Here is a 23,502-nt window from a genome sequence, read left to right as displayed (position 1 = left end):
ACAGAACAAAGACTTTCCGCCAGGCAGCAAGTTCCGGCACTGCGCTCAAAAAGCCAGAAAGTACGACCAATCACCATTGACTTAAGCGAAAGGCTTTTTAGTATTAAGCATGAATTATATTTCCCACCAGGCAAGTATCAATTCAGAAACAAATTGCATGCGTGCGGCCATAGCATTGGCATTATGAAAGTGTTTTTACAGTATCCGCATGAACAACAGATGAATGATGCATTACAAAATCTAATGGCTGGATGATAATTTTTCTCGTTTGAAGTCTTTGCTCTAACTCCCTAGAATACGCCCTGTGTTCTGAGCTAGCGCAAACTCAGTGAGATAGCTTACTGTTTTAGAACAGATCACATGGCAGTAGAGTTGAGTTCTCCCAATTCACTTTATTGCTTTAGATGTTCCCTGGATTTATTGAAGCACTTCCTTCAACTTGTTGCATTTGCCCGCTCAATGAGCGGGCTTTTTTTTTCCCTGCTTTCTAAGCCGTACCGCAGTGCAACATCTGGCGAAATTACAAACTGCTAGTTTTCAGGCAGATCAAAGCCAAAATGCTGATAGGCTCTTGGTGCAGCAATACGACCTCGTGGGGTGCGCTGAATAAAACCCTGCTGAATTAAAAACGGCTCGATCACATCTTCAATGGTGTCTTTCTCTTCACCAATGGCCGCTGCCAGGTTATCCAGCCCGACCGGTCCGCCCATAAACTTTTCGATAATGGCCAATAGCAGTTTACGGTCCATGTAATCAAAGCCTTCGGCATCGACATCCACCATCTTTAACGCATCAGCGGCGACTTGCTGCGTCACCTGACCATTGGATTTGACCTGAGCATAATCACGTACCCGCCGTAGCAAACGGTTGGCAATACGAGGCGTACCGCGTGAGCGCCGGGCAATCTCAGTCGCACCGGCTTCATCCAGCACCAGATTCAAAAAACTGGCCGAGCGCAGAATGATTTGCGTCAGCTCCGAGACCTTGTAAAACTCCAGCCGCTGCACAATACCAAAACGATCGCGCAGGGGGGATGTCAGGGCGCCAGCGCGCGTGGTCGCGCCAATCAGAGTAAAGGGCGGTAAATCCAATTTAATGGAACGGGCCGCCGGCCCTTCACCAATCATAATATCGAGCTGGTAATCTTCCATCGCCGGGTAGAGAATTTCTTCCACCACCGGGCTTAACCGGTGGATCTCGTCGATAAAAAGTACATCGTTTTCGTCCAGGTTGGTCAACAGTGCGGCCAAATCACCGGCTTTTTCCAGCACCGGGCCCGAGGTGGTTTTGATGTTCACCTTCATTTCATTGGCCACGATCATCGCCAGCGTGGTTTTACCCAAACCAGGCGGACCAAAAATCAGCAAATGATCCAAGGGTTCACCGCGCCCCCGCGCCGCTTCGATAAAAATCGCCATCTGCTCGCACACATGCTGCTGACCGGTGTAATCCGCCAGCAATTTAGGGCGAATAGCGCGGTCAATGGCTTCATCTTCCCGGCTGGCAGTGGGCTGAATAAAACGGTCGGCTTCAATCATGGTTTACATCATGCTCCTGAGGGCGGCTTTGATCAGCATCTCACTGCTCATGTCGTCGGTTTTTACCTGTTGCACCGCTTTACTGGCTTGTTGCTGAGTATACCCAAGGCTCACCAGAGCACCAAGCGCATCCTGCTCGGCTTGCTCAGAGGCGGTCAGGCTGACTGCGACCGGTTTAAGCTGCAAACTACTGAAAGCACTGTCGGCAGGCGCCATACCCCAGTCTTTTAACCGATCGCGCATTTCCACCAGCAAACGTTCGGCGGTTTTTTTACCAATGCCCGGCAGTTTGACCAGGGTGGATAAATCGTCCAGTTGCACACAACGGACAAAATCATCGGCGGTTAAACCGGATAAAATGGTCAGCGCCAGTTTAGGCCCGACGCCATTGGCTTTGATCAGTTGACGAAACAAAGCGCGCTCGGTCGCGCTGTGAAAACCATACAGCAGCTGTGCATCTTCACGCACCACAAAATGGGTGTAAAGCACTACCTCCTGGCCCGTCTCCGGCAGCTGGTAAAAACTGGTCAGCGGCAATTGCACCTCGTAGCCCACACCGCCGACTTCCAGCAGCACATCGGGGGCTTGCTTCTCCAGCACAATACCACGCAATCGTCCTATCATCAGGGTTCCTTATCGTAAACGGCCGCGCACGGTTTTGCGGGCCTGGCCGGCCAGACTGATTAAGCTTTGCTGGGTATGGCCATGACAAAGCGCCACCGCCAACGCATCGGCCGCATCGGCTTGCGGCGTGCCAGGTAATTTGAGCATGGCTTTGACCATATGCTGTACCTGAACTTTATCGGCCGCGCCAGTGCCGACCACCGCTTGCTTTACCTGGCGAGCCGAGTATTCAAACACGGCCAGGCCGGCATTGGTGGCTGCAACTATGGCTGCACCACGGGCCTGGCCCAGCTTTAGCGCAGAGTCTGCATTACGCGCCATAAACACCTGCTCAATCGCAAACACCGTGGGTTGATGCTGGCTGATAAGCTCGGTCACCGCCTGGAAAATCACTTGCAAGCGTCCGGCCAAATCCGCGTCAGGTAAACGAATGCAGCCGCTTGAGCGGTACTCAAAGCGGCTGCCTTGCTGCTGCACCACCCCATAGCCGGTGACACGGCTGCCAGGGTCAATGCCAAGAATAATGGCCACCCTTACTCCAGGCTCGCCAGTACGTCGTCGCTGATTTCGGCATTGTGAAAGACGTTTTGCACGTCGTCCAAGTCCTCCAGCGTATCCAGCATTTTGAGGAATTTTTTCGCTTGCTCCAGATCCAGACTCACCTTGGTACTGGGCACCTGGGTGATTTCAGCATTGGCCGGAGCAAAGCCTGCCGCAATCAGCGTATCTTTGACATCCGAAAAGGTATCCGGCGTGGTCAGTACATCGAAGGAGTCATCCTCGTTGCGTTGCACGTCTTCGGCACCGGCTTCAAGCGCCGCTTCCATCAGCGCATCTTCGTCGGTGTCGCTGCCATACGACAGCACCCCCTGCTTGCTGAACAGATAGGCTACCGAGCCGTCCGTGCCCAGGTTGCCACCATTTTTACTAAAGGCATTGCGCACATCACTGACGGTGCGGTTGCGGTTGTCGGTCATGGTCTCCACCAAGACCGCGACCCCATTGATACCATAGCCCTCGTACAGTAGCTCGTCGTAATTCTCGCCTTCACTGGCACCGGCTCCGCGCTTAATCGCCCGATCGATGGTATCGCGCGTCATATTCTCAGCCAGCGCTTTATCAACCGCCACCCGCAACCTGGGATTGGAGCTCACTTCAGGGCTAATGCGTGCTGCCACCGTCAACTCACGGATAATTTTGGTAAAGATTTTGCCTTTTTTGGCATCTTGTCTGGCTTTGCGGTGCTTAATATTCGCCCACTTGCTATGACCTGCCATGCTTACTCCTTGGTTAGCTCTATCATCAACTCCGCCAGCTGAGCCGGATTGGCCAGGCCAGGTGCATCGGTCAGAGGGCAAGCCGCAGTGGTGGTTTTTGGAAAGGCCATCACATCACGGATAGAGGTTGCACCGGTCATCAGCATCACCAGGCGATCCAGGCCAAAGGCCAGACCAGCATGCGGCGGCGTACCATATTTTAAGGCTTCTAACAGGAAGCCGAATTTCTCAGCGGCTTCGTCGTCGCTGATGCCAAGCAAACGGAATACCGTGGCCTGCATCACCGGATCGTGAATACGAACCGAACCGCCACCGAGCTCAGTGCCATTCAAGACCATATCGTAGGCATTGGAAAGCGCTTCAGCCGGTGCTTGCTCCAGCGCCGCCGGATCCGGGTTGACTGGTGAGGTAAAGGGGTGATGTATCGCCATCAACTGGCCATCGTCGCCCTGCTCAAACATCGGGAAGTCGACCACCCACAGCGGCTTCCAGCCCTGCTCGGTCAGGCCATGCTGTTCACCCAGCTTCAGCCGCAGCGCGCCCATGGCTTCACACACCACCGAATAGCGATCGGCACCAAAGAACAGGATATCACCGGCAGCAGCTTGGGTGCGGCTTAGGATCTCATTGACAATGTCATCGCTTAAAAACTTAGCTACCGGCGACTGCACGCCTTCGATGCCCTGCCCCACGGCTTTGACTTTCATCCAGGCCAGGCCTTTGGCACCGTAAATGCCAACAAAGTCGGTGTAACCGTCAATGTCTTTGCGTGAAATGGCTTCTGCTTTGCCCGGTACTTTCAGCGCGACCACGCGGCCTTTGGCATCGTTGGCAGGGCCAGAGAACACCTTAAATTCAACCTCTTTTAGCAGATCGGCGACATCAACAAACTGCATCGGATTGCGCAGATCCGGCTTGTCCGAACCATACAGGCGCATGGCTTCGGCGTAGGTCATACGGGGGAAATCGCCGAGGTCGACCTGCAATTGCTGCTGAAACAGCTCACGGATCATTTGCTCAGTCACCGCCATCACCTGATCGGCGGTCATAAAGGAGGTTTCGATATCGATCTGGGTAAACTCCGGCTGGCGGTCGGCACGCAGGTCTTCGTCGCGGAAGCATTTGACGATTTGGTAATAGCGATCCAGGCCCGACATCATCAGCAACTGCTTAAACAGCTGCGGTGATTGCGGCAGCGCAAAAAATTTGCCTTTGTGGGTGCGGCTGGGTACCAGATAATCGCGTGCACCTTCCGGGGTCGCCCGGGTCAGCATCGGAGTTTCCACATCCAAAAAGCCGTGGCTGTCCATAAAATTGCGGACAAAGCTGGTTACTTTGGCACGAAACTTCAACCGCTCCGTCATCTCCGGACGCCGCAAGTCCAGGTAACGGTATTTCAGCCGCTGCTCTTCGCTGTTGTTTTGGTTAGAGTCCAATGGCAGTGGCGCAGCCTTGCTGAGAATTTGCAGGGATTTGGCATAGACTTCAACTTCGCCGGTTGCCATGTCGGCATTGACCTGAGACGCCGGGCGAGCACGGACTTTGCCACTGACCTGAATACAGAACTCATTACGCAGGGTGTAAGCCAGCTCAAACAGGGCTTTTTCATCCGGATCAATCACCACCTGCACCAGGCCTTCACGATCACGCAGGTCCAGGAAAATCAAACCACCCAAATCACGGCGACGATTGACCCAGCCACACAATGTAACCTCTGTATCTACCTGCAAAGCGGTTAACGAACCACAATAATGACTGCGCATGCATTCAATCCTTACAAAACTGTCGTGAAAGCCTGCAACCAAGGGAAAACCGGCAGGCATAGTTGGGGGGACATTATAAAGAAAACAACAGCAATGTCACTGCCCGCACCCTCTGCTATGATGGCATTTTTTTTCAAAAGGTCGCTGCTATGCTCTACCTTGGCTGCCCGATGTGGGCCAATGCCAGCTGGAAACACAGCCTGTTTCGTGCAGACTGCAAAACCGCCGATTTTTTGCAGCAATACAGCCAGGTGTTTAACTCTGTGGAAGGCAATACCACCTTTTATGCCGATCCAAAACCTGAAGCCTTGCAGCGCTGGGCCGCACAGACTCCGGCTGATTTTCGTTTTGTGCTCAAAGTGCCTTCGCGTATCAGCCATCAGGCCAATGCCGATGCCCAGGCAGAGCTAAAAAACTGGTGGCAGTCGCTGCAGCCGCTGCACAGCCGCATCGGTCAGGTACACCTGCAACTACCAGCCACTGCTGGCCCTGAGCAACTGGCATGGATTGCCGCAATGCTGGATGCACTGGTCGCTGATGTCCGCTGCTGTGTAGAAGTCCGGCATCTGGCCTTTTTTGACAAAGCCGAGTACGAAGTGGGCTTAAACCGGCTGCTGCGTGATTACGGCGCTGAGCGGGTGGTCTTTGACAGCCGGGCTCTGTTTGCGGTGCCGGCCAGCAATCCGGCACTGATTGATGCCCAGCGCAAAAAGCCTCGTTTACCGGTGCATGCCATTTGCCTGACCGATGCGCCTGTGATGCGCTTTATCGGCTGTGATGATGCCGCCATCAACCGTCAGCATTACCAGCCCTGGCTGGCTAAAATCCGTCAATGGCTGGATGAAGGCAAAACGCCCTACTGCTACTTCCATACCCCGGACAATGCCTCCGCGCCTGAGTTGTGCCGTGCTTTTGTGCAGGATCTGGGCCTGGATCACCCAGTGCTCAGTCCCTGGCCTGGTGAGCAACACCAAACAACCAGCAGCATACAGCCGGAGCTGTGGTAAAGCTTAATAAGCGTTATGCCGTTGGCTTTTGCAGCAACACCACATCAGGGCCGCAGAACTCAAGGTCCAGTTGGTAACGTGCAGCCAGCCAGCGGAAACTGTCATCGGCAAAAAAACTGATATGGGTGGGGTCCAGTGTATAGTGCCAGTTGGCAAAAGCCGCATCCGTCGTCAGCCGCTTGGTCATCAGCCCCAGCCAGCCACCGGGTTTGAGCAGGCCAATCAACTGGCAGAGCACCTGGCCAGGCGCGCTTAAGTGCTCCACCACCTCAGTGCTGACAATATAGTCGTACTGCCGGCTTAAATGCTCAGGCTGATGGCAGTAATACAGATCGTAATTGGCACAATGAAAGCCGGCTTCTGCAAACATCAGCGCCAGCGTCGGCCCAGGGCCACAACCAAAGTCCAACCCGGCAGCGCCAGGCTGAAGTCGCTGCTGCAATGGTTCAAATACACGGCCTAAAAATTTACGGTAACCCGCATCATCTGGCAGGTTTTGGTGTTGATCGTACACGGCTTTTTCTGCCGCAGCATCCAAATGAAAAACAGCCGGCACAAACACCAGTGCACAGTTACCACAGCGCAAGTAATCACGGGGCAACACCTTCGCTCGCTGCTCCGTATGGTACCGATGGGTTTGGTTGGATTGGCACAGCGGGCAAAGCGGTGGTACGGTATTCATTGAGAGGTGCACTCATTACATGCTGGCATGAGCCTTTGATTTGACATCGAAAACTGCTCGCTCTAGGCTGGTAAGAACCAATAGGCGCTAAGCCTAACCGAACCAGCCTTGTCTGACAACTCGGCACACATCTGTGGGAGCCACCATGACTGAACAAGTTCGCTTGTTACCACTGCCATTTAGCAATAATCACCAGGGGAAACCCAGACGCATTGGCGTAGAAATTGAACTCAGTGGCCTTGAACTGAACGAACTCGCTGAGTTGGTCGCGAAAGAGCTTGGGCTGAACACTGAGCAAAAAGGCCGGTACGATTTGCGTTTAACCGGCGATCAGGCCGGTGACTGGGTGGTGGAGCTGGATTTTCATTTACTGAAAGAGCTGGGTAAAACTGAGCAAGACCCCGGCAGTCTGTCACAAAGTGCTGAGCAGCTATTGGCCTCATTAGCCAGTCAGTTGGTGCCACTGGAGCTGGTAAGCCCACCGCTGCCGTTTGAGCGCTTAAAGGATATCGAACACATTATTGACCAACTGCAGCAGCAAGGCGCGAAAGGCTCTTCCGATGAATTTCAAAATGCCTTTGGTTTGCAACTGAACCCGGAGATCCCATCCAAGGATCCGGCAATGTTGCTGCGCTTTTTGCAAGCCTTTGTCTGCCTGCACGACTGGCTGTTGCAACAAGAGCAAATCGACGTCACCCGGCGTTTAACCAGTTACATCAATCCATACCCCAAAGCCTACCAAAAGCTGATTTTGGCGGCCGATTACCAGCCAGATTTGCCGCAGCTTATCGATGATTACCTGACGCATAATCCCACCCGTAACCGGGCGCTGGATTGTTTGCCGCTGTTCATGGAGTTGGATGAAAGCAGAGTTAAAGCCGCCGTCAAAGACGAGCTGGTTAAAGCCCGGCCGACGTTTCATTACCGCCTGCCCAGCTCGGAAATCCAGCTGGCCGGCTGGGGCCTGCACCGGGCCTGGAATGGCTGGATAAAAGTAGAACAACTGGTAGCAGCCCCTGATCAACTAAGCTCCTGCGCAGCCGCCTACCTGGAGCTGTTAAACAAGCCACTGGGTAAATTGCTGCAAGACTGGCCCAACCAACTGGAGCAACAATGGCTAAACCGGTAATTGCCATTACAGGGCCCGAGCGTGGTGCCTTTGGCCCCCGCTTTTTAGTGGCGCTGGCCGTGCGCTTTTATGGTGGAGTGCCCCTGCAGTTGCGGCCTTCCCAACACGAACAATCCGTCAGCTTCGATGGCGTAGTAGTAACCGGTGGCCATGATGTCGATCCGGTGCTTTACGCTGCTGAGCCTGAGGTTCACCCGAAGTATGATCCGGAGCGGGATAAACTGGAAATGGCGGTGATCAAGCAAGCCTTGCAGCAGCGTAAACCCTTGCTCGGGATCTGTCGTGGTGCCCAGCTTTTAAATGTCAGCCGGGGTGGAAACTTGCATCAGCAGCTAAAAGAACATCGCTACAAAACCTCGCATCGCTGGACAGTTCTGCCCCTGAAAACCTTGTGTTTAGAAGCAGGCAACTCGCTGCTGGCGAAGCTGCTGCAATGCCCTAAATGCAAAATCAACAGCCTGCACAACCAGGCCATCAATCAAGTCGGTGATGGTTTGAAGGTGGTGGCGCGGGATCTGGATCAACTGGTGCAAGCCATCGAAGATCCCAGCTACCCTTACCTGCTGGGGGTGCAGTGGCACCCGGAGTTTTTGCTGTTTTTAGGTCGCCAACGCCGTTTATTTAAGGCCTTAGTAACCGCAGCACATAAACAGCAAACAAGCTAAGCCCACATCACACACACAGCCGCCAACACGATCAGGCCAAGCCCCAGATGATCGTTACGCACCAGCTTTTCTTTGAAGAAAAATGCCGAAATCAGCAGCATAAAGAGTACTTCCACCTGCCCCAGTGTTTTTACCAGAGCTACCGACTCCAGACTCATGGCAGTAAACCAGCCAATGGAGCCCACGCAACTACAGACACTGATCAGCAGTGTTAAGCGTGGCCGTTGCCACAAAGCCAGTAGCACAGCCGGATCACGCAGCAGCATCCAGACAACCAGGTTGCAGCATGTGCAAAGATACAGCAGCTAAGTCGGCTGCTGCGATACAATCAAAAAATCGAACACTCAACTGAATTTTATGCAATTTAATCGTAAGGATCCCGCCCCCACAGTGTTCAAAAGTAATCAACTAAGGATCTTCTTATGGCTGACTTATTCACCCCACTTGAACTTGGAAAACTCCGCCTGCCAAACCGTATATTGATGGCCCCTTTGACCCGCTGCCGGGCCGATGCCGACCATGTACCTACCGACATCATGGCCGATTACTACGCGCAGCGTGCCAGTGCAGGCTTGCTGATTGCAGAGGCGACCATGATCACCGAAGGCAACTCGGCGTTTTGGCGCGAACCAGGAATATACTCAGAGGCTCAAATCAGCGCCTGGCGTAAAGTCACCGATGCAGTGCATGCCAAAGGCGGTCGGATTTTCCTGCAAATTTGGCACGGTGGCCGGGCTTGTCATCCGGCCCTGAATAACGGAGCCACTCCGGTCGCTCCATCCGCTATCGCCATTGATGATACGGTGCATACCCCGGAAGGAAAGCTACCTTACGTGGTACCGCGTGCACTTGAGCTCAGCGAGATCCCAGCCATTGTCGCTGCCTTTCGTCAGGCGGCACTCAATGCCATGGAGGCAGGCTTTGATGGCGTTGAAATCCACGGTGCCAACGGTTACCTGCTGGATCAGTTTTTACGCAGCAGCTCCAATCAGCGCAGCGATGCCTACGGCGGTTCCCGGGAGAATCGTGCCCGTTTATTGTTTGAGGTGATTGCTGCGGTGACCGATGCCATTGGCCCTGATCGCACCGGCCTGCGTTTATCACCGCTCAATAGCTTTAATAGCATGCTGGACGATAACCCAATTGAGCTGATGCAGTATCTGGCCAGTGAGCTGAACCGCTTTAAGCTGGCCTATTTGCACCTGATGCGAGCCGACTTTGCCGGCATTCAACAGGCGGATGTAGTCTCCGTCACCCGTGAGCACTACCAAGGCACCCTGATTGGCAATATGGGCTACAGCTTCGATGAGGGCAGCTCTGCGGTGGCTAGCGGCCAGTTGGATGCAGTTGCCTTTGGCAGTGCTTATATTGCCAACCCGGATCTGGTGGAGCGCTTTGTAAAGCAACTGCCTCTGGCCGAGCCGGACCCGGCCACCTTCTATACCCAGGATGCTAAGGGGTACAGTGATTACCCGTCACATGCTTAACTGGTAAAGTTTCTGGCAAGATGGCTTCGCACAAACGAGGCCATTTTTTGCCAGTACCATACAAATCTCCCCCAAGCTAACGTCGACGAAGCCAGTGTTCGAAGTCAGCAACGGCTAGCGGCCTGGCAAACAAATAACCCTGAAAATAATGACAGCCACTGGCAAGTAATAACTGGTGCTGAGCTTCGGTCTCTACCCCTTCGGCCACCAGAGCCATGCCAAAGGTATTGGCAATACCAATAATGGCTTCCACAATGGCCCAATCTCTGGTTTTTTCGCCGTGCTCACTCTGCCGCACAAAGTACTGATCTATTTTCACCTCATCAAAAGGTAAACGGGATAAATAAGACAGCGAGGAATAACCAGTACCAAAATCATCCATCGCAAAGCGCACGCCCAATGCCTTTAACTGTTGCATCCGATGCACTGCATCATCCAAATCTCTCAATACCAGGCTTTCTGTCAGCTCCAGAGTCATTTGCGCCGGATTGACCTGATAATAGCGCAGTAACCCGGTCAGCAAATCGACAAAGTCTGGCTGATAAAACTGCCGTACACTGATATTGATGGATACCGAAAGACCTGCAAGCAGCGGATCCCGCTGCCACCCCTGCAATTGCTGACAGCCTTGTTGCAAAACCCAGCGACCTATAGCTTCAATCTGCTCAGACTCTTCAGCCAGTGGGATAAAGTAAGCAGGGGCAATCATCCCTCGTTCCGGGTGCTGCCAGCGGATCAGGGCCTCAACCCCCACCACTTGCCCGGCATGGTTCAGTTGCGGTTGATAAAACAAACAAAACTGCTGTTGCGCCAATGCCTGGCTAATAGCCTGCTGCAACACAAAACGTTGCTCCACTTCGGTCAACATGCCTGGCAGAAAAAAACGTACCTCGTTGCCACCTGCCTGCTTGGCATAACTCATTGCCAGATCGGCCCGCTTTAAACACTCGTCGGCTTGCTCAGGCGCACTGAAAGTGTAAACCCCGATACTGACCGAGCCGCTGTACTGATGGCCACTGATGCTAAAAGGTCGCTGCAGCAGTTGCAGCAACTGGGCAGCCTGTTGCCCGGCGATATCCCGAGCTAAGGCCGGGACCGCAGGCAGTCGTCCTAAAACCACGGCAAACTCATCGCTGCTTAACCGGGCACAGAAGGTGGTAGCTGGCATTTCAAGCGCAATCCGGTTGGCAACCTGCAGTAACAGCTGATCTCCAGCCTGATGGCCAAGGGTGTCGTTTAGCCGTTTAAAATCATCCAGATCAAGGTAAATCACCGCTGCAAAATGCTGGCTCTGCTTCATGTCCTGTATTAACTCCTGCAAACAAAGCAGAATTTTTTTGCGATTAAAAAGCCCGGTCAACTCATCGTAATAAGCCAGGCGGTGAATGGTCTCATCCGCCGCTTTACGCTCGGTAATATCAGTGATAAAGCCATACCAACTAATGCCATCCGCCTCTTGCTCGGGTACCGAGTTACCAAACACCCAGCGACTGTTCCCCTGCTGATCCAGTACTCTGTACTCATAATGCCATGGCGATAAAGTGGCGGCTGAACGTTCAATTGATAGCAGCATGCCTTCCCGATCATCCGGATGAATCACATCCATCACTCCGGATGCATCCAGTGCTGCCTGTTGCGGAGAAATCTGATAAAAATCACGAATCGATTCACTGGCATAAGGAAAGGTAAAATGACCATCGCTGCTGCGTTTAAACTGATACACCAACCCTGGAACCCGCTCTGAAATACGCTGCATCCGCTGCGACCAAAGCAAGGCAAGACGCTCAGATTGATCACTCACCCTCTCAACCCGATGCAAACGCTGACGCATCCAAACCGCCACCGATGCAATCAACAACAGAGCAACGGCCACCATCACGGCCAGCGCCCCTAAGGTTGATTTGCTAATAGAAGTGCCACTTAACCCCTGTATGGTTTCCGTTGGTAAATACAAGGTGGCATGCATCGCCAGGTAATGCATACTGGCAATGGCCAACCCCATCACCACGGCACTGAGCAATTTGAGGATCTCATCTTGAGCAACAAAAGGACGCAGCAGTGGCCGCACCGCCAAAGCCAGCGTAGCCAACACCACAGCCACCAGTACAGAGGCTATAAAGAGATCCAGCCGGTATAAGCGTTCGGCCTGAAGCACCATAGCGGCCATACCGGTGTAATGCATCATGCCAATCCCTGCGCCCATAAAAATCCCACCAAGCCCGATGCTACGCCAATGCAGCTGCGGCAGCGCAACCACATGCAATATGACGGCTGCAGCCAGAATGGCTGGGACAATAGACACCAGAGTGATACCAAGCTGGTAATTCACTTCGACAGGCAACTCATAGGCCATCATACCGCTAAAATGCATGGCCCAGACGCCCCCGCCCAAGGCTATGGCACCAAGCCCGTGCCAAAGGCGACGTATATTGTGTGATTGGGTGGAGCGCATTAACTGGCCAAAGTTAAAACCGGTATGGGCGGCCAGAATAGCAATCAGCAAGGACAGCAGCACCAGTAAATGCTGGTGGCTACCGCTAAGAGCTTGGCTAAGATCCGTTGTTTGGTCGGCAAATGCCAGCAGTGACATAAAGGTTCCTGCAAAAAGCGACGTTGCGTCACTGTGATGCTTATCCTTGCTCTATCTAAGCACAGAGCAAGCCGTTCGTCGAGCCGGATAAGACAAACCCAGCCGAAGCCGGGTTTGCTGGTTGGATAACAACTTAACGTTGCTGTTGGTCTTGTTCTTTTAAGTAATCATCGTAACTGCCGGCAAAATTCCGGATGCCATCGGCAGTGATTTCAATAATACGGGTGGCCAGTGAGGACACAAACTCCCGATCGTGACTGACAAAAATCAGCGTGCCCGGGTACTCCAACAGCGCCTGGTTCAGCGATTCAATGGATTCCATATCCAGGTGGTTGGTCGGCTCGTCCATCAACAGAATATTGGGCCGCTGCAGCATCAGCTTGCCAAAAATCATCCGGCCCTTTTCACCACCCGACAAAGCCGTTACAGGTTTTAAAATATCGTCTTTGGAAAACAGCATCCGGCCAAGCACGGCGCGCACCGCTTGCTCGTCTTGCTGTGGTTGCTTCCACTGCAACATCCAGTCGAATACCGACATTTTTTGCTGAAACAAATAGGCATGATCCTGGGCATAATAACCAATCTCGGCATTTTCCGACCATTTTACCAGGCCAGAGTCGACTGGGTATTCGCTCATCAGGCACTTTAACAAGGTGGTTTTGCCGATGCCATTGGCACCAATCACCGCTACCTTTTCGCCCACTTCAATCAGGGCTGAGACGCCTTTTAATACCGGCAGCTCATCGAAGCTTTTCTTCACATCCTGCAGCTCCAGCGCCAGTCGGTACAGCTGCTTATGCTGCTCGAAGCGGATAAAAGGATTGACCCGGCTGGAGGCTTTCACTTCCGCCAACTGAATTTTTTCAATCTGCTTGGCGCGCGAGGTGGCTTGCTTGGCTTTGGAAGCATTGGCCGAGAAACGACTGACAAAGCTTTGCAGCTCGGCAATTTGCTCTTTTTTCTTGGCATTTTCGTTCAGCAGTTGCTCACGAGCCTGGGTAGCCGCAAACATGTACTGATCGTAATTGCCAGGATACAACCTGAGCTCACCGTAATCGATATCGGCCATATGGGTACAGACCCGGTTTAAGAAGTGCCGGTCGTGCGAAATAATCACCATAGTGCTGTTGCGCTCGGCCAGCACGTTTTCCAGCCAGCGGATGGTGTGAATATCCAGGTTGTTGGTCGGCTCATCCAGCAGCATGATATCCGGATTGGAAAACAATACCTGCGCCAGCAAAACCCGCAGCTTTAAACCCGGTGCCAGCGTCGACATCAAATCAAAATGTTGCTCGACCGGAATACCAACGCCAATCAGCAACTCACCGGCGCGGGCTTCGGCAGTGTACCCATCCATTTCACCAAACTGCACTTCCAGGTCGGCCACCCGCATGCCGTCTTCTTCGCTCATCTCGGCACTGCCATAGATGCGATCGCGTTCGGCTTTCACCTGCCACAACTCTTCATGGCCCATAATCACCGTATCAACGATGCTGTTCTGCTCGTAGGCAAACTGATCCTGGCGTAATTTACCAACCCGCATATTCGGCTCGACCGAGACATTGCCGCTAGAGGGCTCCAGCTCACCGCTCAAAATCTTCATAAAGGTCGACTTACCACAGCCATTGGCGCCGATCAGGCCGTAACGGTTGCCCTGCCCGAACTTAACAGAAATGTTTTCAAACAGTGGTTTGGAGCCAAACTGCATGGTGATATTGGCGGCAGAAATCATGCTTTTCAGGGTCTCGGATGGTTGCAGCAAAAGGGGCGCTAATCTACGCGAAATGGGGAATTTATTCAATCAAAGTTGCACTTTTTCGAACTGGCCCTGCATTTCATATACGAACCAAAACAGTGAAAAGCATCCAAATGACCTTGCTCTGCAGCCCCAGGCAGCTTAGCGTCGTTTAGCGCTTAACCACAACGGTTTATCGCAGCCAGACCAACTAAGAGGTGATTCATGCGTTACTACTGCTGTTGTCTGCTCCTATTGCTGGCTTCATCGCTCTGTGCCAGTGACTGGCAGGCCTATTATCAACGCTCAGCTGAATTGATGGCGAACGATCAGGATTTTATCCAGGCGGAGCTGAAGTTATTAGGGCAAGCACAACCAGAACTGCCTGCTGCGACGCGCCGTTTTGGCTTTGATACCAATCAGCCGGTCGACTGGTACCTGACGGAGGAAGGCCAGCAGGTGGTTGCAGCGATATTGTCTCTGCAAACCCCGTCCGGTGGCTGGTCCAAACGCACCGACATGAGCAAACCTCGCCAAGCGGGCCAGGCATTTGGCGTTGAGGCGAACTACATCCCCACCTTTGACAACAGTGCTACCACCACCCAGTTGCGAATACTTGCCAACGCTTATAGCGCCAGTGGCAAGCCGGCCTACCGACAAGCCTTTGAGCGGGGAGTCCGCTTGATTCTGAGCGCCCAATACCCGAATGGTGGCTGGCCACAAAGCTTTCCTCTGCGTGGTGGCTACCACGACCATATTACCCTGAACGATGAAGTGACAGAGGATATACTAAAGCTGCTTTGGCACAGCCTGCAGGCAGAACATCCCTTTAATTTTGTGTCTGAGGAACTGCGCGAGGCCATAGCCCCTCAGTTTGAAAAAGGGTTAGCCATGGTGCTGCGCCTGCAACAACAAGACGACAATGGCTTAAGTTTATGGGCCGCCCAGTACCACAAACACAGCCTTGAGCCAGCCTGGGCCAGAGCCTATGAAATGCCGGCGCTGGCAACGGCTGAAAGTGCCACCTTGCTGGATTTTCTGATGCAGTTACCTGAGCCTTCCGCCGAGCTGCAGGCCAGCATCCACAGCGCTATGCGGTGGTACCAGCGCCATCAGATCCTGAATCATCATTGGCACCCAACCAAGCGGGTATTACTGCAGCAACCGGGAGCTGAGCCTATCTGGCCACGCTTTGCTGAGCTGGGTAGCAACCGCCCCATTTTTGGCGATCGGGACGGCTCCCTCTATTACGACGTGCATCAGGTCTCGCTGGAGCGGCGTCAGGGCTATGGCTGGTACACGGATAAGCCTGCTGCCACGCTGGCTCGCTATCAAAACTGGCGGCAGCAGTTCCCTGAGTAGCAGTTCTTCGATTAATCATGGCCCCAGGGTGGCGGCGGCAATTCAGCAAGCGGCTTGCTTAAATCAAAATCGATGCGCCAACTCCAGTTGTCACCACGCACGGTGCCGTAGGTGTAACGCACCCCAGGTTCAATTTCGATGCGCCAGCCACGAAAATAGCCCGATTCTTCAGTGCGCGGCACCGATTGAAACTGCTGCGTGATGACCGAGCCTTCGCCAACCGTGAAACCGCCATACATCGTAGTGTTGTCGTCACTGCCATCAGCTTTGCGGTGATCGTGACGCAGCTCGAGGCCATCGGCATGACGGCTGATGATCCAGGTGCGGGAGCGATCCCAGCTTTGGCTGGCTTCCAGTTCAATATGAAACGGCAATTTTAGCTGATCGTCGCTACACTCCCGAAAGTGCACGATCAACAGCTCGGTGCCAGTCAGCATCTCATCCCCTTCCGGCTCCAGCGTCAGGCCTCCCGGATAAGCCTGGCCACAGTGCTGAGCAAGCGCCTGAAAGAATTGGTTAAAGGCCGGTGTTTGGTTAACAGGATGCGGTGCCGTCAGCTCAGCAGGCTGGCAGCCAACCAAAACAGCGGCTCCCAACATCAGTAATAGTGTTTTCATAAGATCTCCTTTTTCATCCAGCCTACGGCATGCGTTTGCTTGATGCAATTGGCTTTGCAAGGCAACAACGCTTGGTGTACAAAAGAGTCTGTGAGGAAAAAAGGATCACAGCATGCTGTTTGCACTGGAAAAAATGGCCTTACGGCTCTATATGGCGGGTTTCAAACTGGCTACCGCCTTGCTGCCTTTTCGCTGGCCGCAGGTATTTCACGGCCACAACAGCAGCCATGCCTTGCTGGCAGAGCTGGCAAATCAACACCACAGCGGTATTTTGCTGGTCAGCGACTCGGCGTTAAGTCAGCTCGGTGTGTTGGCTCCCATACAAGCAGAGCTTGAACGGCTAAAGATCCCTTTCCAGCTGTTTGATCACATCACGCCAGACCCTACCAATGCGCAAATAGAAGCCGGTTATCAAGCGCTGCTTGCCGCCAATGCCAGTGTCTTACTAGCGGTGGGTGGCGGTTCGGTGATTGATGCCGCCAAACTGATTGGTGCCCGGGCCAGGAATAACAAGCCGGTGCTTAAAATGAGCGGCCTGCTGCGGGTTTGGCGCGGCATGCTGCCGGTCTATGCCATCCCCACCACCGCAGGGACCGGCTCGGAAGCCACCATCGCCGCGGTGGTGTCCGACCCGGCCAACAAGCGCAAACTGCCGTTGATTGATGTGCGCTTACTACCAAAAGCGGCGGCGCTCGATGCCAGTCTGATGACCGGCCTTCCGCCAGCCATTACCGCCAGTACCGGCATGGATGCGCTAACCCATGCCATTGAAGCCTTCTTATCGAATAACGCCACCCGAGCAACCGACCAGCAGGCACTGGCCGCTGCAAAGGCGATTTTTCAGTATTTGCCGCGCGCTTATAAGAGCGGAGCCGATCTTGAAGCCCGGCAGCAAATGGCCGAAGCAGCGCATTTAGCGGGCAAAGCCTTTACCGTGGCAGGTGTCGGTTACATTCACGCCATCGCCCATCAGTTGGGAGCTTATTACCACCTGCCCCATGGCCTGGCCAATGCCATCGTCATGCCTGTGGTGCTGCAGTACTCCGAGCCCAAAGCCCGGCGCAAAATGGCGCTACTGGCCAAACACTGCCAGCTGGCGGCTGCTGAAGCGACTGAGCAAGAAGCGGCTCAGGCCCTGATCACAGCCATTCGCCAGCTCAACCAGGATTTTGGTATCGCCAGTACAGTCGCAGAATTAAAGCCTGGCGATATCCCGGCTATTGCCAAAGCAGCGCTCAAAGAAGCCCGTTTTACTTACGCCGTTCCACGCTATTTGAATCAACAAGGTGCCGAGCAGCTGATCAGGCAGCTAGTGCCGGATGTTACGGCTGCCTGAGCAGAAAATCCAGCGCACCAGCAATAGCCGCTTGCTGCGCCTGAATGCAATTTTCCGGCGTACTGCGCGGGCTGTCCGGGTAGACTTCGGTGGTGGTGACAAAAACGGCATCCGTCATGCCGGCGCAAAGGCCAGCTGCTTTGGTGTCGTACACAATAACGCCAGGCTGCACCACTGGCTCCCCAATCAAACAACCTTGCTCATCCGGCTCGGCAATATGGGTTACTTTGGCCACCGCCTCGATAACGGCTTGCTGAAAGTCAGGTGCTGGCTGCTGAGTATCGCCCACCAGATAAAAACCATCCGGGATATTCCAGTTGGTATTCACGGTACCGTCACGGGCCGCCTTGGCCGGGCGAAACTCGCTGTTGTCGCTGTCGGTGGTCTCGTGCAAGTCAATGTGCGCCAGCCAGTGGTTGCTTACCGAGTACACATAGGCCATCGCCAGCGCCGATTCAGCCACCGGGCTATTGCTGATAAAAGAACGGTTTGGATCCAGTGCTTTGGGGTTCCAGCGGTTGATGGTTTCATAGCCCCAGGGGCTAAGGCACGGCAGGATCAGCAGATTGAAATGTTCGCTGTAGCCTACCGCCTGCTGCTGTAAAAATGCCAAAGCCCCCTGCACACCGCTGGTTTCATAACCATGCACCCCACCAGTCACCAGCACTGAGGGTTTGGCCGGGTCCCACACCTTGCTTTTCACCGCATACAACGGGTATTCACTGGCACCCAAGGAGCGGTAATCGAGCTGGCCGTAACAAACCAACTGAAAGCCGGCGGGAATGGCATCCAACTGGCTGGCAACCTGCTGCAGATAGCTGCGCTTGATGCTTTGCTGGCTTAACCACAGCGCTTTTTCCGCTTCACCCCAGGGGGTACCCACCGTGCCAATGGCATAAATCGATTCTGTCATCACGACTCACATCTGCAAAAAAAAGCCTATGCTACACCATGATGGATGCCAGAAACAGCGTGCATCGACAGGCAGGCGGGCTTATTCGCTGGGTTTCAACTGATAGCTATGATAAAATGCCACCCAGTGAATCGTATTCCCTTCTTAACCTACAGAGTCCTTTATGCGTGCTGTTATTCGCTTATTTTTTCGTGGTATCCGCCTGATTTTAACGCCCTTTATGCTGCTCGCTGAAAAGCTGAGTACCCCCGCAGCGATAAAGCGCGAGCCAGCTGCGCAAGCCAAGGTCGATACCGCCTGCCAACAACTGGTGATGTATCAGTTTTTGGCTTGCCCTTTTTGTATCAAGGTTCGCAAAGAAATGGCACGGCTTGGCCTTACCATCGAAAAGCGCGACGCTCAGCACAATGCCAGCCACAGGGCAGAGCTTGAACGTGGTGGTGGCCGGGTAAAAGTGCCTTGTCTGCGTATTGAAAACGAACAGGAAGAAGTGCGCTGGTTGTATGAGTCCAATGCGATTATTGCGTACTTGCAACAACAATTTGGCCAACAGTAAACCAGCGACCTTAGCGGAGATATTCTCCTGACGGAGCTTAGTTTGCCAACCGGTAAATCACATTTACCGATTGCTGAATGCGAATATGTTTTGGCAGCACCAGGCTGCTCTCTGCCATATCAGCACTGGCCCGCATCTGCACGCCATAGACACCGCTACCAGCACCAAAGCCAAAATCAGAGCTCAAATTACCCCAACTGCGGCTGCCTTCACTAATAGCAAAAACCGAGTGAATGCCAGCCCCTTGAGCATTCGCCAGTCGCTCGGCACGCTGGCGGGCATCAGCGCCGGCTTTGGCCATCAGCTCCTGTTCCAGTTGCTCTTTCTGACTGGTTTCAAACTGGCCCTGAATGGAGAAAATATTCGGTTGTTTGAACAGGTGATCCATAATATCAATGTAATGCTCGATACTGCGAAGCTGGATGAATACCGGCTGAGTTGCTGCGTAGCCGGTAATCACACGGCTGCTGTAATCCTGATAAGTCGCTTCTTTGTTGATTTGCGCTGCTTCAATGTCGGCCAGATCCACACCTTTGCTTTGCAAGTAACTTAGCAGGCTGCGGCCTTGCTGGTACACCGCACTGGTGGCTGCATCCGCCGTTTCGGCATTGGACCGGATCACCAGAGTAATACGGGCGGAGTCTGGCGCCACTTCCATCTGCGCAGTACCAGTCACCGTCACAAAAGGAAAGTCTGGCACTGGGCTGGCATGAGTTGCCGTGGCCATCAGACTGGCAAACAGTAAGCTTGAAAGCATTAATTTCATATTTTTATCCCAATAGTAAGGTTAACTTGCTATCCTAAAGGCTGACCGTGAATACCACCTTAACGCTAGATCATAGCAGCAGCACCTGATTGAAATTGTTACCATTGGTTAAAACAAAGCGCATGAGCCCCTATGCTAAAAGCCATTCACCATGTTGCCATTATTTGCTCAGACTACCAGCGTTCGAAAGCTTTTTACCATCAGTTGCTTAAGCTGCCCATTCTGGCAGAACATTACCGGGCCGAGCGCCACTCCTGGAAACTGGATTTGCAACTGCCCGACGGCGGCCAACTGGAGCTGTTTTCTTTTCCATCGCCACCGCCAAGACCAAACCAACCAGAAGCACAAGGGCTGCGTCACCTGGCTTTCACGGTTGAAGATGTTGCCAAAGTCAAAGCCTACCTGGAACAACATGGCGTTCTGGTCGAACCCATTCGGATAGATCCCTACACCCATAAAGCCTTTACATTTTTTCAGGATCCGGATGGGTTGCCGCTGGAGCTTTATCAGGCCTAACGAAGTTGTTCGCACCTCAGCCGGCCAGAACGCCGGCTTTTTTTTGTGCAAAAAAACCACAAATCACCTTGACACCGTTACTGTGTGTCACCTAGTATACGATTACTGTGCTACATACAGTATGTGGCACACAGTAATCAGGAATCAACAATGACCTCAGCGCAACTGGACAAAATGCGGCTGGAACTGCGGCGCGGTGTACTGGTACTGGCGGTACTCAGCTCACTGAAAGCCCCGCACTACGGCTACTCACTGCGCAAGCAACTGCAGGACGCTGGCATTGATATCGACGAAGGCACCCTCTACCCGCTGGTGCGCCGACTGGCCGATCAGGGCCTGCTGGACAGCGAATGGCGTCAGGGTGAAGGCCGGGAGCGGCGCTACTACCAACTGTCTGACGTAGGTGCTGACTTGCTGGTGCAGTTAACGCAGGAATGGCAACAACTGAACACCGCCTTAGGGCCACTATTGGAGCACTAATCATGGACTTACTGGAACGTTATCTGGCCGCCGTGCAGCAAGAGCTGCCAAAAGAGAAACAGCAGGATGTCACTCGCGAATTGAAAGCCAATATTCTCGATCAGCTGGATGCGATGCAAGAGCAAGCGCCCAGCCTGACGGATGAAGAAAGGATACACAGCGTACTGAAACAGCTTGGCCCGCCGAAACAAATGGCGCATCAGTTTGCTCCGCCAACCCCCTTAATCCCAATCGGGCTGATGCCGTTATTTAGCTACACCCTGGCCATGGTGTTTGGCATTCTTTTTCTGATCCAGGTCATTCAATCCAGCCTGCTTTGGCTTGGCAACGAAAACCTTGGGCTGCTGCTGATGTTAAAGCATATGGCAGGCGGGTTTATTCGCGATGCAACCTTTGCTTTTAGTGTGATCACCTTCGGCTTTTGGGTGATAGGGAAAGAGCAAGGCAGTGCTTGTAAGTCTGCAGCCAGTTGGGATCCTGCCAAGCTGCCTCAATTAGCGAAACCTTGGCAACAAATTGAACTAAGTGATATTTTCATCGATCTGGCGACGTATTTGTTCCTGCTGCTGATTTGGTACCCGGTTTTTGGGCAGAGCCTTGCATCGGCAGAACTTAGCATCCACAGTCGTTTCTTGCTGCAGGCCTTTAGCCCTCTGCTGTTGCTGGGTATTGCACTGTGCGCATGGCAACTGAAACAGCGTTACTGGACAACAGCCCTGCTGAAATGCAACCTGGCACTCAATGCTCTGCTGGTAACAGCCATTGTTATTCTGGCATGGGCCAGCCCGTTTTACAGCAGTGTACCTGCGCAACTACCCTGGCTGACAACGGAACAGTTGGAGCGCAGTATCACCATCACGTTACTGATTATCGCCCTCATTCCTGGCTGGGAAGTCATTCGTGACTGGCGGCGCTTGCAACAATTTGACAACTAACCAATGCGGTACAAATGGCTCAGATCACAGTACAATGCTCTGAGCCAGTTTTGACATCATTGCAGAGGCAAAACACAGGGTGATCGAATACAAATCAGCCACATTTTATCGCAGTGCCTTCGCGTTGTGTCTGGCTGCCGTTGCCGTCTTTGCCAATTTGCATCTGTTGCAACCGCTGTTGCCCGAACTAAGCCGTCACTATAGCTTATCCCCACTGCAGGTAAGCTGGAGCTACACCATAGGCACTTTATGCCTTGGACTCTCCCTGCTGGTGTATGCCTCTTTATCCGATGCCTGGGGCCGTAAAAACTTGCTGCTGCTTACCTTAGCCGGCATGACATTGAGCACTTTTATGCTAACCCAGGTTGAAAGCTTTGCCAGTTTGCTGTTCTGGCGTGCCATACAGGGGTGTTTTCTCGGTGGTTTACCGGCCATGGCCATTGCCTGGATGGGCGAAGAGTACAGCAAACCAGCCTTAGTCACAGCAGTTGGCTATTACATCAGTGCCAACTCACTGGGAGGGATTTCGGGCCGTCTGCTGGCCGGCAGCCTGGCAGACGTGGGACACTGGCAATGGGTATTTTGGCCAATGACCTTGCTTGGCGTGCTTAGTTGCTATTGCATCTGGCGCTTTCTTCCCCAGGCAACACAGTTCCAACCCAAACCTTTTCGCTGGCGGCAAGCTTTGCAGGATCAGCTGTTTCACCTGCGTCAACCATTGTTATTCCTGACTTACCTGATTGGTGGCCTGAATTTTCTGGTGTTTCTCAACCAGTACACCTACATCAGTTTTGTCTTGGCAATGGAGCCTTTTCATTTAAGCAGCAGCTTCATCGGCTTACTCTTTATCACCTATCTAACCGGTACCCTGGGATCCGCCCTGTCAGCCAGGATAGCCGCCAGGCTGTCTGCACCAGGGGGAATGGCTCTGGGCATTGGAGTTATGGTATCAGGCTCTTTGCTAACACTATGGCCACAATTATCGGCCATTGTAGCTGGATTCTTTATCAGCGCTTTTGGCTTTTTCCTCTGCCATGCGCTTGCCAGCAGTTGGGTGAACCAACATGCCAGCAGAGCCAAAGCCAGTGCCAGTGCGCTTTACCTGGTATTTTACTATCTCGGCGCCAGTGTTGGCGGCTTGTATCTGCAACCATTCTGGCAGTGGGGCAACTGGCCAGGTGTGGTCGCCGGCTCTGTGCTGATGTACGCAGCTACCTTAGCGCTGTGCTTCAGTCTTTGGCGGATTAAACGGCAGCAATGCTAGCGGGTTACCACAGGCAAATAAGCAGAATCGCCCTGTCCAAAGCAGATAGTAATGACAGCTGCGCCTGATGCTACTTTTGCGCAAAACATAAACATCTCCTGGAAGGTTAAGCTGGTTCGCCAAAAAGGTTTTGGCTAACCCTAAGATAAACCACAACCACTTTGCTGGTTTTTTCAGCAAAATGGCGATTATTTATGACAGGCTCACTTACTTGGACGGGACACCTACTTTGACACTCTGCTGCCGACGTCCAGTTAATG

General features: G+C 53.2%; 22 protein-coding genes and 1 pseudogene. 11 read left to right on the top strand and 12 right to left on the bottom strand.

Translation table 11 applies throughout. The features are described from left to right. Window positions 1–530: 530 nt before the first annotated feature. The 5 genes from ruvB to aspS are packed head-to-tail and all read right to left on the bottom strand — an operon-like array spanning window position 531 to window position 5,202. A complete protein-coding gene (ruvB, locus tag QWF21_RS12210; RefSeq protein ID WP_330088334.1) occupies window positions 531–1,538 on the bottom strand; it encodes a Holliday junction branch migration DNA helicase RuvB in 1,008 nt (335 codons plus the stop codon). A gap of 3 nt (window positions 1,539–1,541) precedes the next feature. Next, window positions 1,542–2,162, bottom strand: a complete 621-nt coding sequence (gene ruvA / locus QWF21_RS12205) for a Holliday junction branch migration protein RuvA (protein ID WP_330088333.1) — start codon at window positions 2,160–2,162, stop codon at window positions 1,542–1,544. 9 nt (window positions 2,163–2,171) lie between these two features. Further along, entirely contained in the window at window positions 2,172–2,693 is a 522-nt protein-coding gene (gene ruvC / locus QWF21_RS12200; protein ID WP_330088332.1) for a crossover junction endodeoxyribonuclease RuvC, read from the bottom strand. 2 nt (window positions 2,694–2,695) lie between these two features. Further along, window positions 2,696–3,439 (bottom strand): YebC/PmpR family DNA-binding transcriptional regulator, encoded by a 744-nt coding sequence (locus QWF21_RS12195; RefSeq protein ID WP_330088331.1) that lies wholly within the window; start codon window positions 3,437–3,439, stop codon window positions 2,696–2,698. A 2-nt stretch (window positions 3,440–3,441) separates the two neighbouring features. Then, complete coding sequence (gene aspS / locus QWF21_RS12190) at window positions 3,442–5,202, bottom strand: aspartate--tRNA ligase (protein ID WP_330088330.1); 1,761 nt, start codon at window positions 5,200–5,202, stop codon at window positions 3,442–3,444. Window positions 5,203–5,351: 149 nt separating this feature from the next. Here aspS and QWF21_RS12185 point away from each other — a divergent pair, with 149 nt between their 5' ends. Next, complete coding sequence (locus QWF21_RS12185) at window positions 5,352–6,209, top strand: DUF72 domain-containing protein (RefSeq protein ID WP_330088447.1); 858 nt, start codon at window positions 5,352–5,354, stop codon at window positions 6,207–6,209. A 13-nt stretch (window positions 6,210–6,222) separates the two neighbouring features. Here QWF21_RS12185 and QWF21_RS12180 read toward each other — a convergent pair whose 3' ends face one another. Further along, window positions 6,223–6,891 carry a class I SAM-dependent methyltransferase gene (locus QWF21_RS12180; protein WP_330088329.1) on the bottom strand — a complete coding sequence of 223 codons (669 nt, stop codon included), beginning with the start codon at window positions 6,889–6,891 and terminating at the stop codon, window positions 6,223–6,225. A 145-nt stretch (window positions 6,892–7,036) separates the two neighbouring features. Here QWF21_RS12180 and QWF21_RS12175 point away from each other — a divergent pair, with 145 nt between their 5' ends. Both QWF21_RS12175 and QWF21_RS12170 read left to right on the top strand, forming a co-directional pair. After that, window positions 7,037–8,020: an amidoligase family protein gene (locus tag QWF21_RS12175; RefSeq protein ID WP_330088328.1), complete on the top strand. Its 984-nt coding sequence runs from the start codon at window positions 7,037–7,039 to the stop codon at window positions 8,018–8,020. After that, a complete protein-coding gene (locus tag QWF21_RS12170; protein WP_330088327.1) occupies window positions 8,005–8,685 on the top strand; it encodes a gamma-glutamyl-gamma-aminobutyrate hydrolase family protein in 681 nt (226 codons plus the stop codon). The genes QWF21_RS12175 and QWF21_RS12170 overlap by 16 nt, the downstream gene beginning before the upstream one ends. On the opposite strand, the pseudogene QWF21_RS12165 reads toward QWF21_RS12170, so the two are convergent. Further along, window positions 8,682–8,933, bottom strand: a pseudogene (locus QWF21_RS12165) (EamA family transporter); the annotation flags it as partial. The gene QWF21_RS12170 and the pseudogene QWF21_RS12165 sit on opposite strands and share 4 nt — an antisense overlap. A 174-nt stretch (window positions 8,934–9,107) precedes the next feature. Between QWF21_RS12165 and QWF21_RS12160 the strand changes: the two are divergent. Beyond that, complete coding sequence (locus QWF21_RS12160) at window positions 9,108–10,172, top strand: alkene reductase (protein ID WP_330088326.1); 1,065 nt, start codon at window positions 9,108–9,110, stop codon at window positions 10,170–10,172. Window positions 10,173–10,248: 76 nt separating this feature from the next. On the opposite strand, the gene QWF21_RS12155 is transcribed toward QWF21_RS12160, so the two are convergent. Together QWF21_RS12155 and QWF21_RS12150 are read right to left on the bottom strand one after the other, a co-directional pair. Next, complete coding sequence (locus tag QWF21_RS12155) at window positions 10,249–12,762, bottom strand: EAL domain-containing protein (protein ID WP_330088325.1); 2,514 nt, start codon at window positions 12,760–12,762, stop codon at window positions 10,249–10,251. A gap of 133 nt (window positions 12,763–12,895) precedes the next feature. Further along, window positions 12,896–14,494 (bottom strand): ABC-F family ATPase, encoded by a 1,599-nt coding sequence (locus QWF21_RS12150; RefSeq protein ID WP_330088446.1) that lies wholly within the window; start codon window positions 14,492–14,494, stop codon window positions 12,896–12,898. 228 nt (window positions 14,495–14,722) lie between these two features. On the opposite strand from QWF21_RS12150, the gene pelA reads away from it, so the two are divergent. Next, entirely contained in the window at window positions 14,723–15,859 is a 1,137-nt protein-coding gene (gene pelA, locus QWF21_RS12145; RefSeq protein ID WP_330088324.1) for a pectate lyase, read from the top strand. An 11-nt stretch (window positions 15,860–15,870) separates the two neighbouring features. Here the strand turns inward: pelA and QWF21_RS12140 are convergent, their stop codons facing one another. Further along, window positions 15,871–16,476, bottom strand: coding sequence for a hypothetical protein (locus tag QWF21_RS12140; protein ID WP_330088323.1), 606 nt, complete (start codon window positions 16,474–16,476; stop codon window positions 15,871–15,873). A gap of 112 nt (window positions 16,477–16,588) precedes the next feature. Between QWF21_RS12140 and QWF21_RS12135 the strand changes: the two genes are divergently transcribed. Beyond that, the gene (locus QWF21_RS12135) at window positions 16,589–17,812 is read left to right on the top strand and encodes an iron-containing alcohol dehydrogenase (RefSeq protein ID WP_330088322.1); all 1,224 of its coding nucleotides are present in this window, start codon (window positions 16,589–16,591) and stop codon (window positions 17,810–17,812) included. On the opposite strand, the gene QWF21_RS12130 is transcribed toward QWF21_RS12135, so the two are convergent. Continuing rightward, the gene (locus QWF21_RS12130) at window positions 17,799–18,725 is read right to left on the bottom strand and encodes a M14 family metallopeptidase (RefSeq protein ID WP_330088321.1); all 927 of its coding nucleotides are present in this window, start codon (window positions 18,723–18,725) and stop codon (window positions 17,799–17,801) included. The two genes, QWF21_RS12135 and QWF21_RS12130, sit on opposite strands and share 14 nt — an antisense overlap. 163 nt (window positions 18,726–18,888) lie before the next feature. Here QWF21_RS12130 and QWF21_RS12125 point away from each other — a divergent pair, with 163 nt between their 5' ends. Beyond that, window positions 18,889–19,281 carry a glutaredoxin family protein gene (locus QWF21_RS12125; protein WP_330088320.1) on the top strand — a complete coding sequence of 131 codons (393 nt, stop codon included), beginning with the start codon at window positions 18,889–18,891 and terminating at the stop codon, window positions 19,279–19,281. A gap of 37 nt (window positions 19,282–19,318) precedes the next feature. Here QWF21_RS12125 and QWF21_RS12120 read toward each other — a convergent pair whose 3' ends face one another. After that, a complete protein-coding gene (locus tag QWF21_RS12120; RefSeq protein WP_330088319.1) occupies window positions 19,319–20,047 on the bottom strand; it encodes an SIMPL domain-containing protein in 729 nt (242 codons plus the stop codon). A gap of 132 nt (window positions 20,048–20,179) precedes the next feature. Between QWF21_RS12120 and gloA2 the strand changes: the two genes are divergently transcribed. The 4 genes from gloA2 to QWF21_RS12100 all read left to right on the top strand — a co-directional run bounded on the left by gloA2 (window position 20,180) and on the right by QWF21_RS12100 (window position 23,242). Then, a complete protein-coding gene (gloA2, locus tag QWF21_RS12115; RefSeq protein WP_330088318.1) occupies window positions 20,180–20,563 on the top strand; it encodes an SMU1112c/YaeR family gloxylase I-like metalloprotein in 384 nt (127 codons plus the stop codon). 150 nt (window positions 20,564–20,713) lie between these two features. Beyond that, window positions 20,714–21,043: a PadR family transcriptional regulator gene (locus QWF21_RS12110; RefSeq protein ID WP_330088317.1), complete on the top strand. Its 330-nt coding sequence runs from the start codon at window positions 20,714–20,716 to the stop codon at window positions 21,041–21,043. A gap of 2 nt (window positions 21,044–21,045) precedes the next feature. Further along, window positions 21,046–21,978 carry a hypothetical protein gene (locus QWF21_RS12105; protein ID WP_330088316.1) on the top strand — a complete coding sequence of 311 codons (933 nt, stop codon included), beginning with the start codon at window positions 21,046–21,048 and terminating at the stop codon, window positions 21,976–21,978. A 79-nt stretch (window positions 21,979–22,057) separates the two neighbouring features. Continuing rightward, a complete protein-coding gene (locus tag QWF21_RS12100; RefSeq protein WP_330088315.1) occupies window positions 22,058–23,242 on the top strand; it encodes an MFS transporter in 1,185 nt (394 codons plus the stop codon). Window positions 23,243–23,502 lie beyond the last annotated feature (260 nt).

The sequence above is a fragment of the Alkalimonas mucilaginosa genome, from assembly GCF_036327005.1.
In the GTDB taxonomy this organism is placed as follows: Bacteria; Pseudomonadota; Gammaproteobacteria; order Enterobacterales; family Alteromonadaceae; genus Alkalimonas; species Alkalimonas mucilaginosa.
Note: the sequence above shows the minus strand (reverse complement) of the source record. Positions and strands in the feature narration are given on the sequence as shown.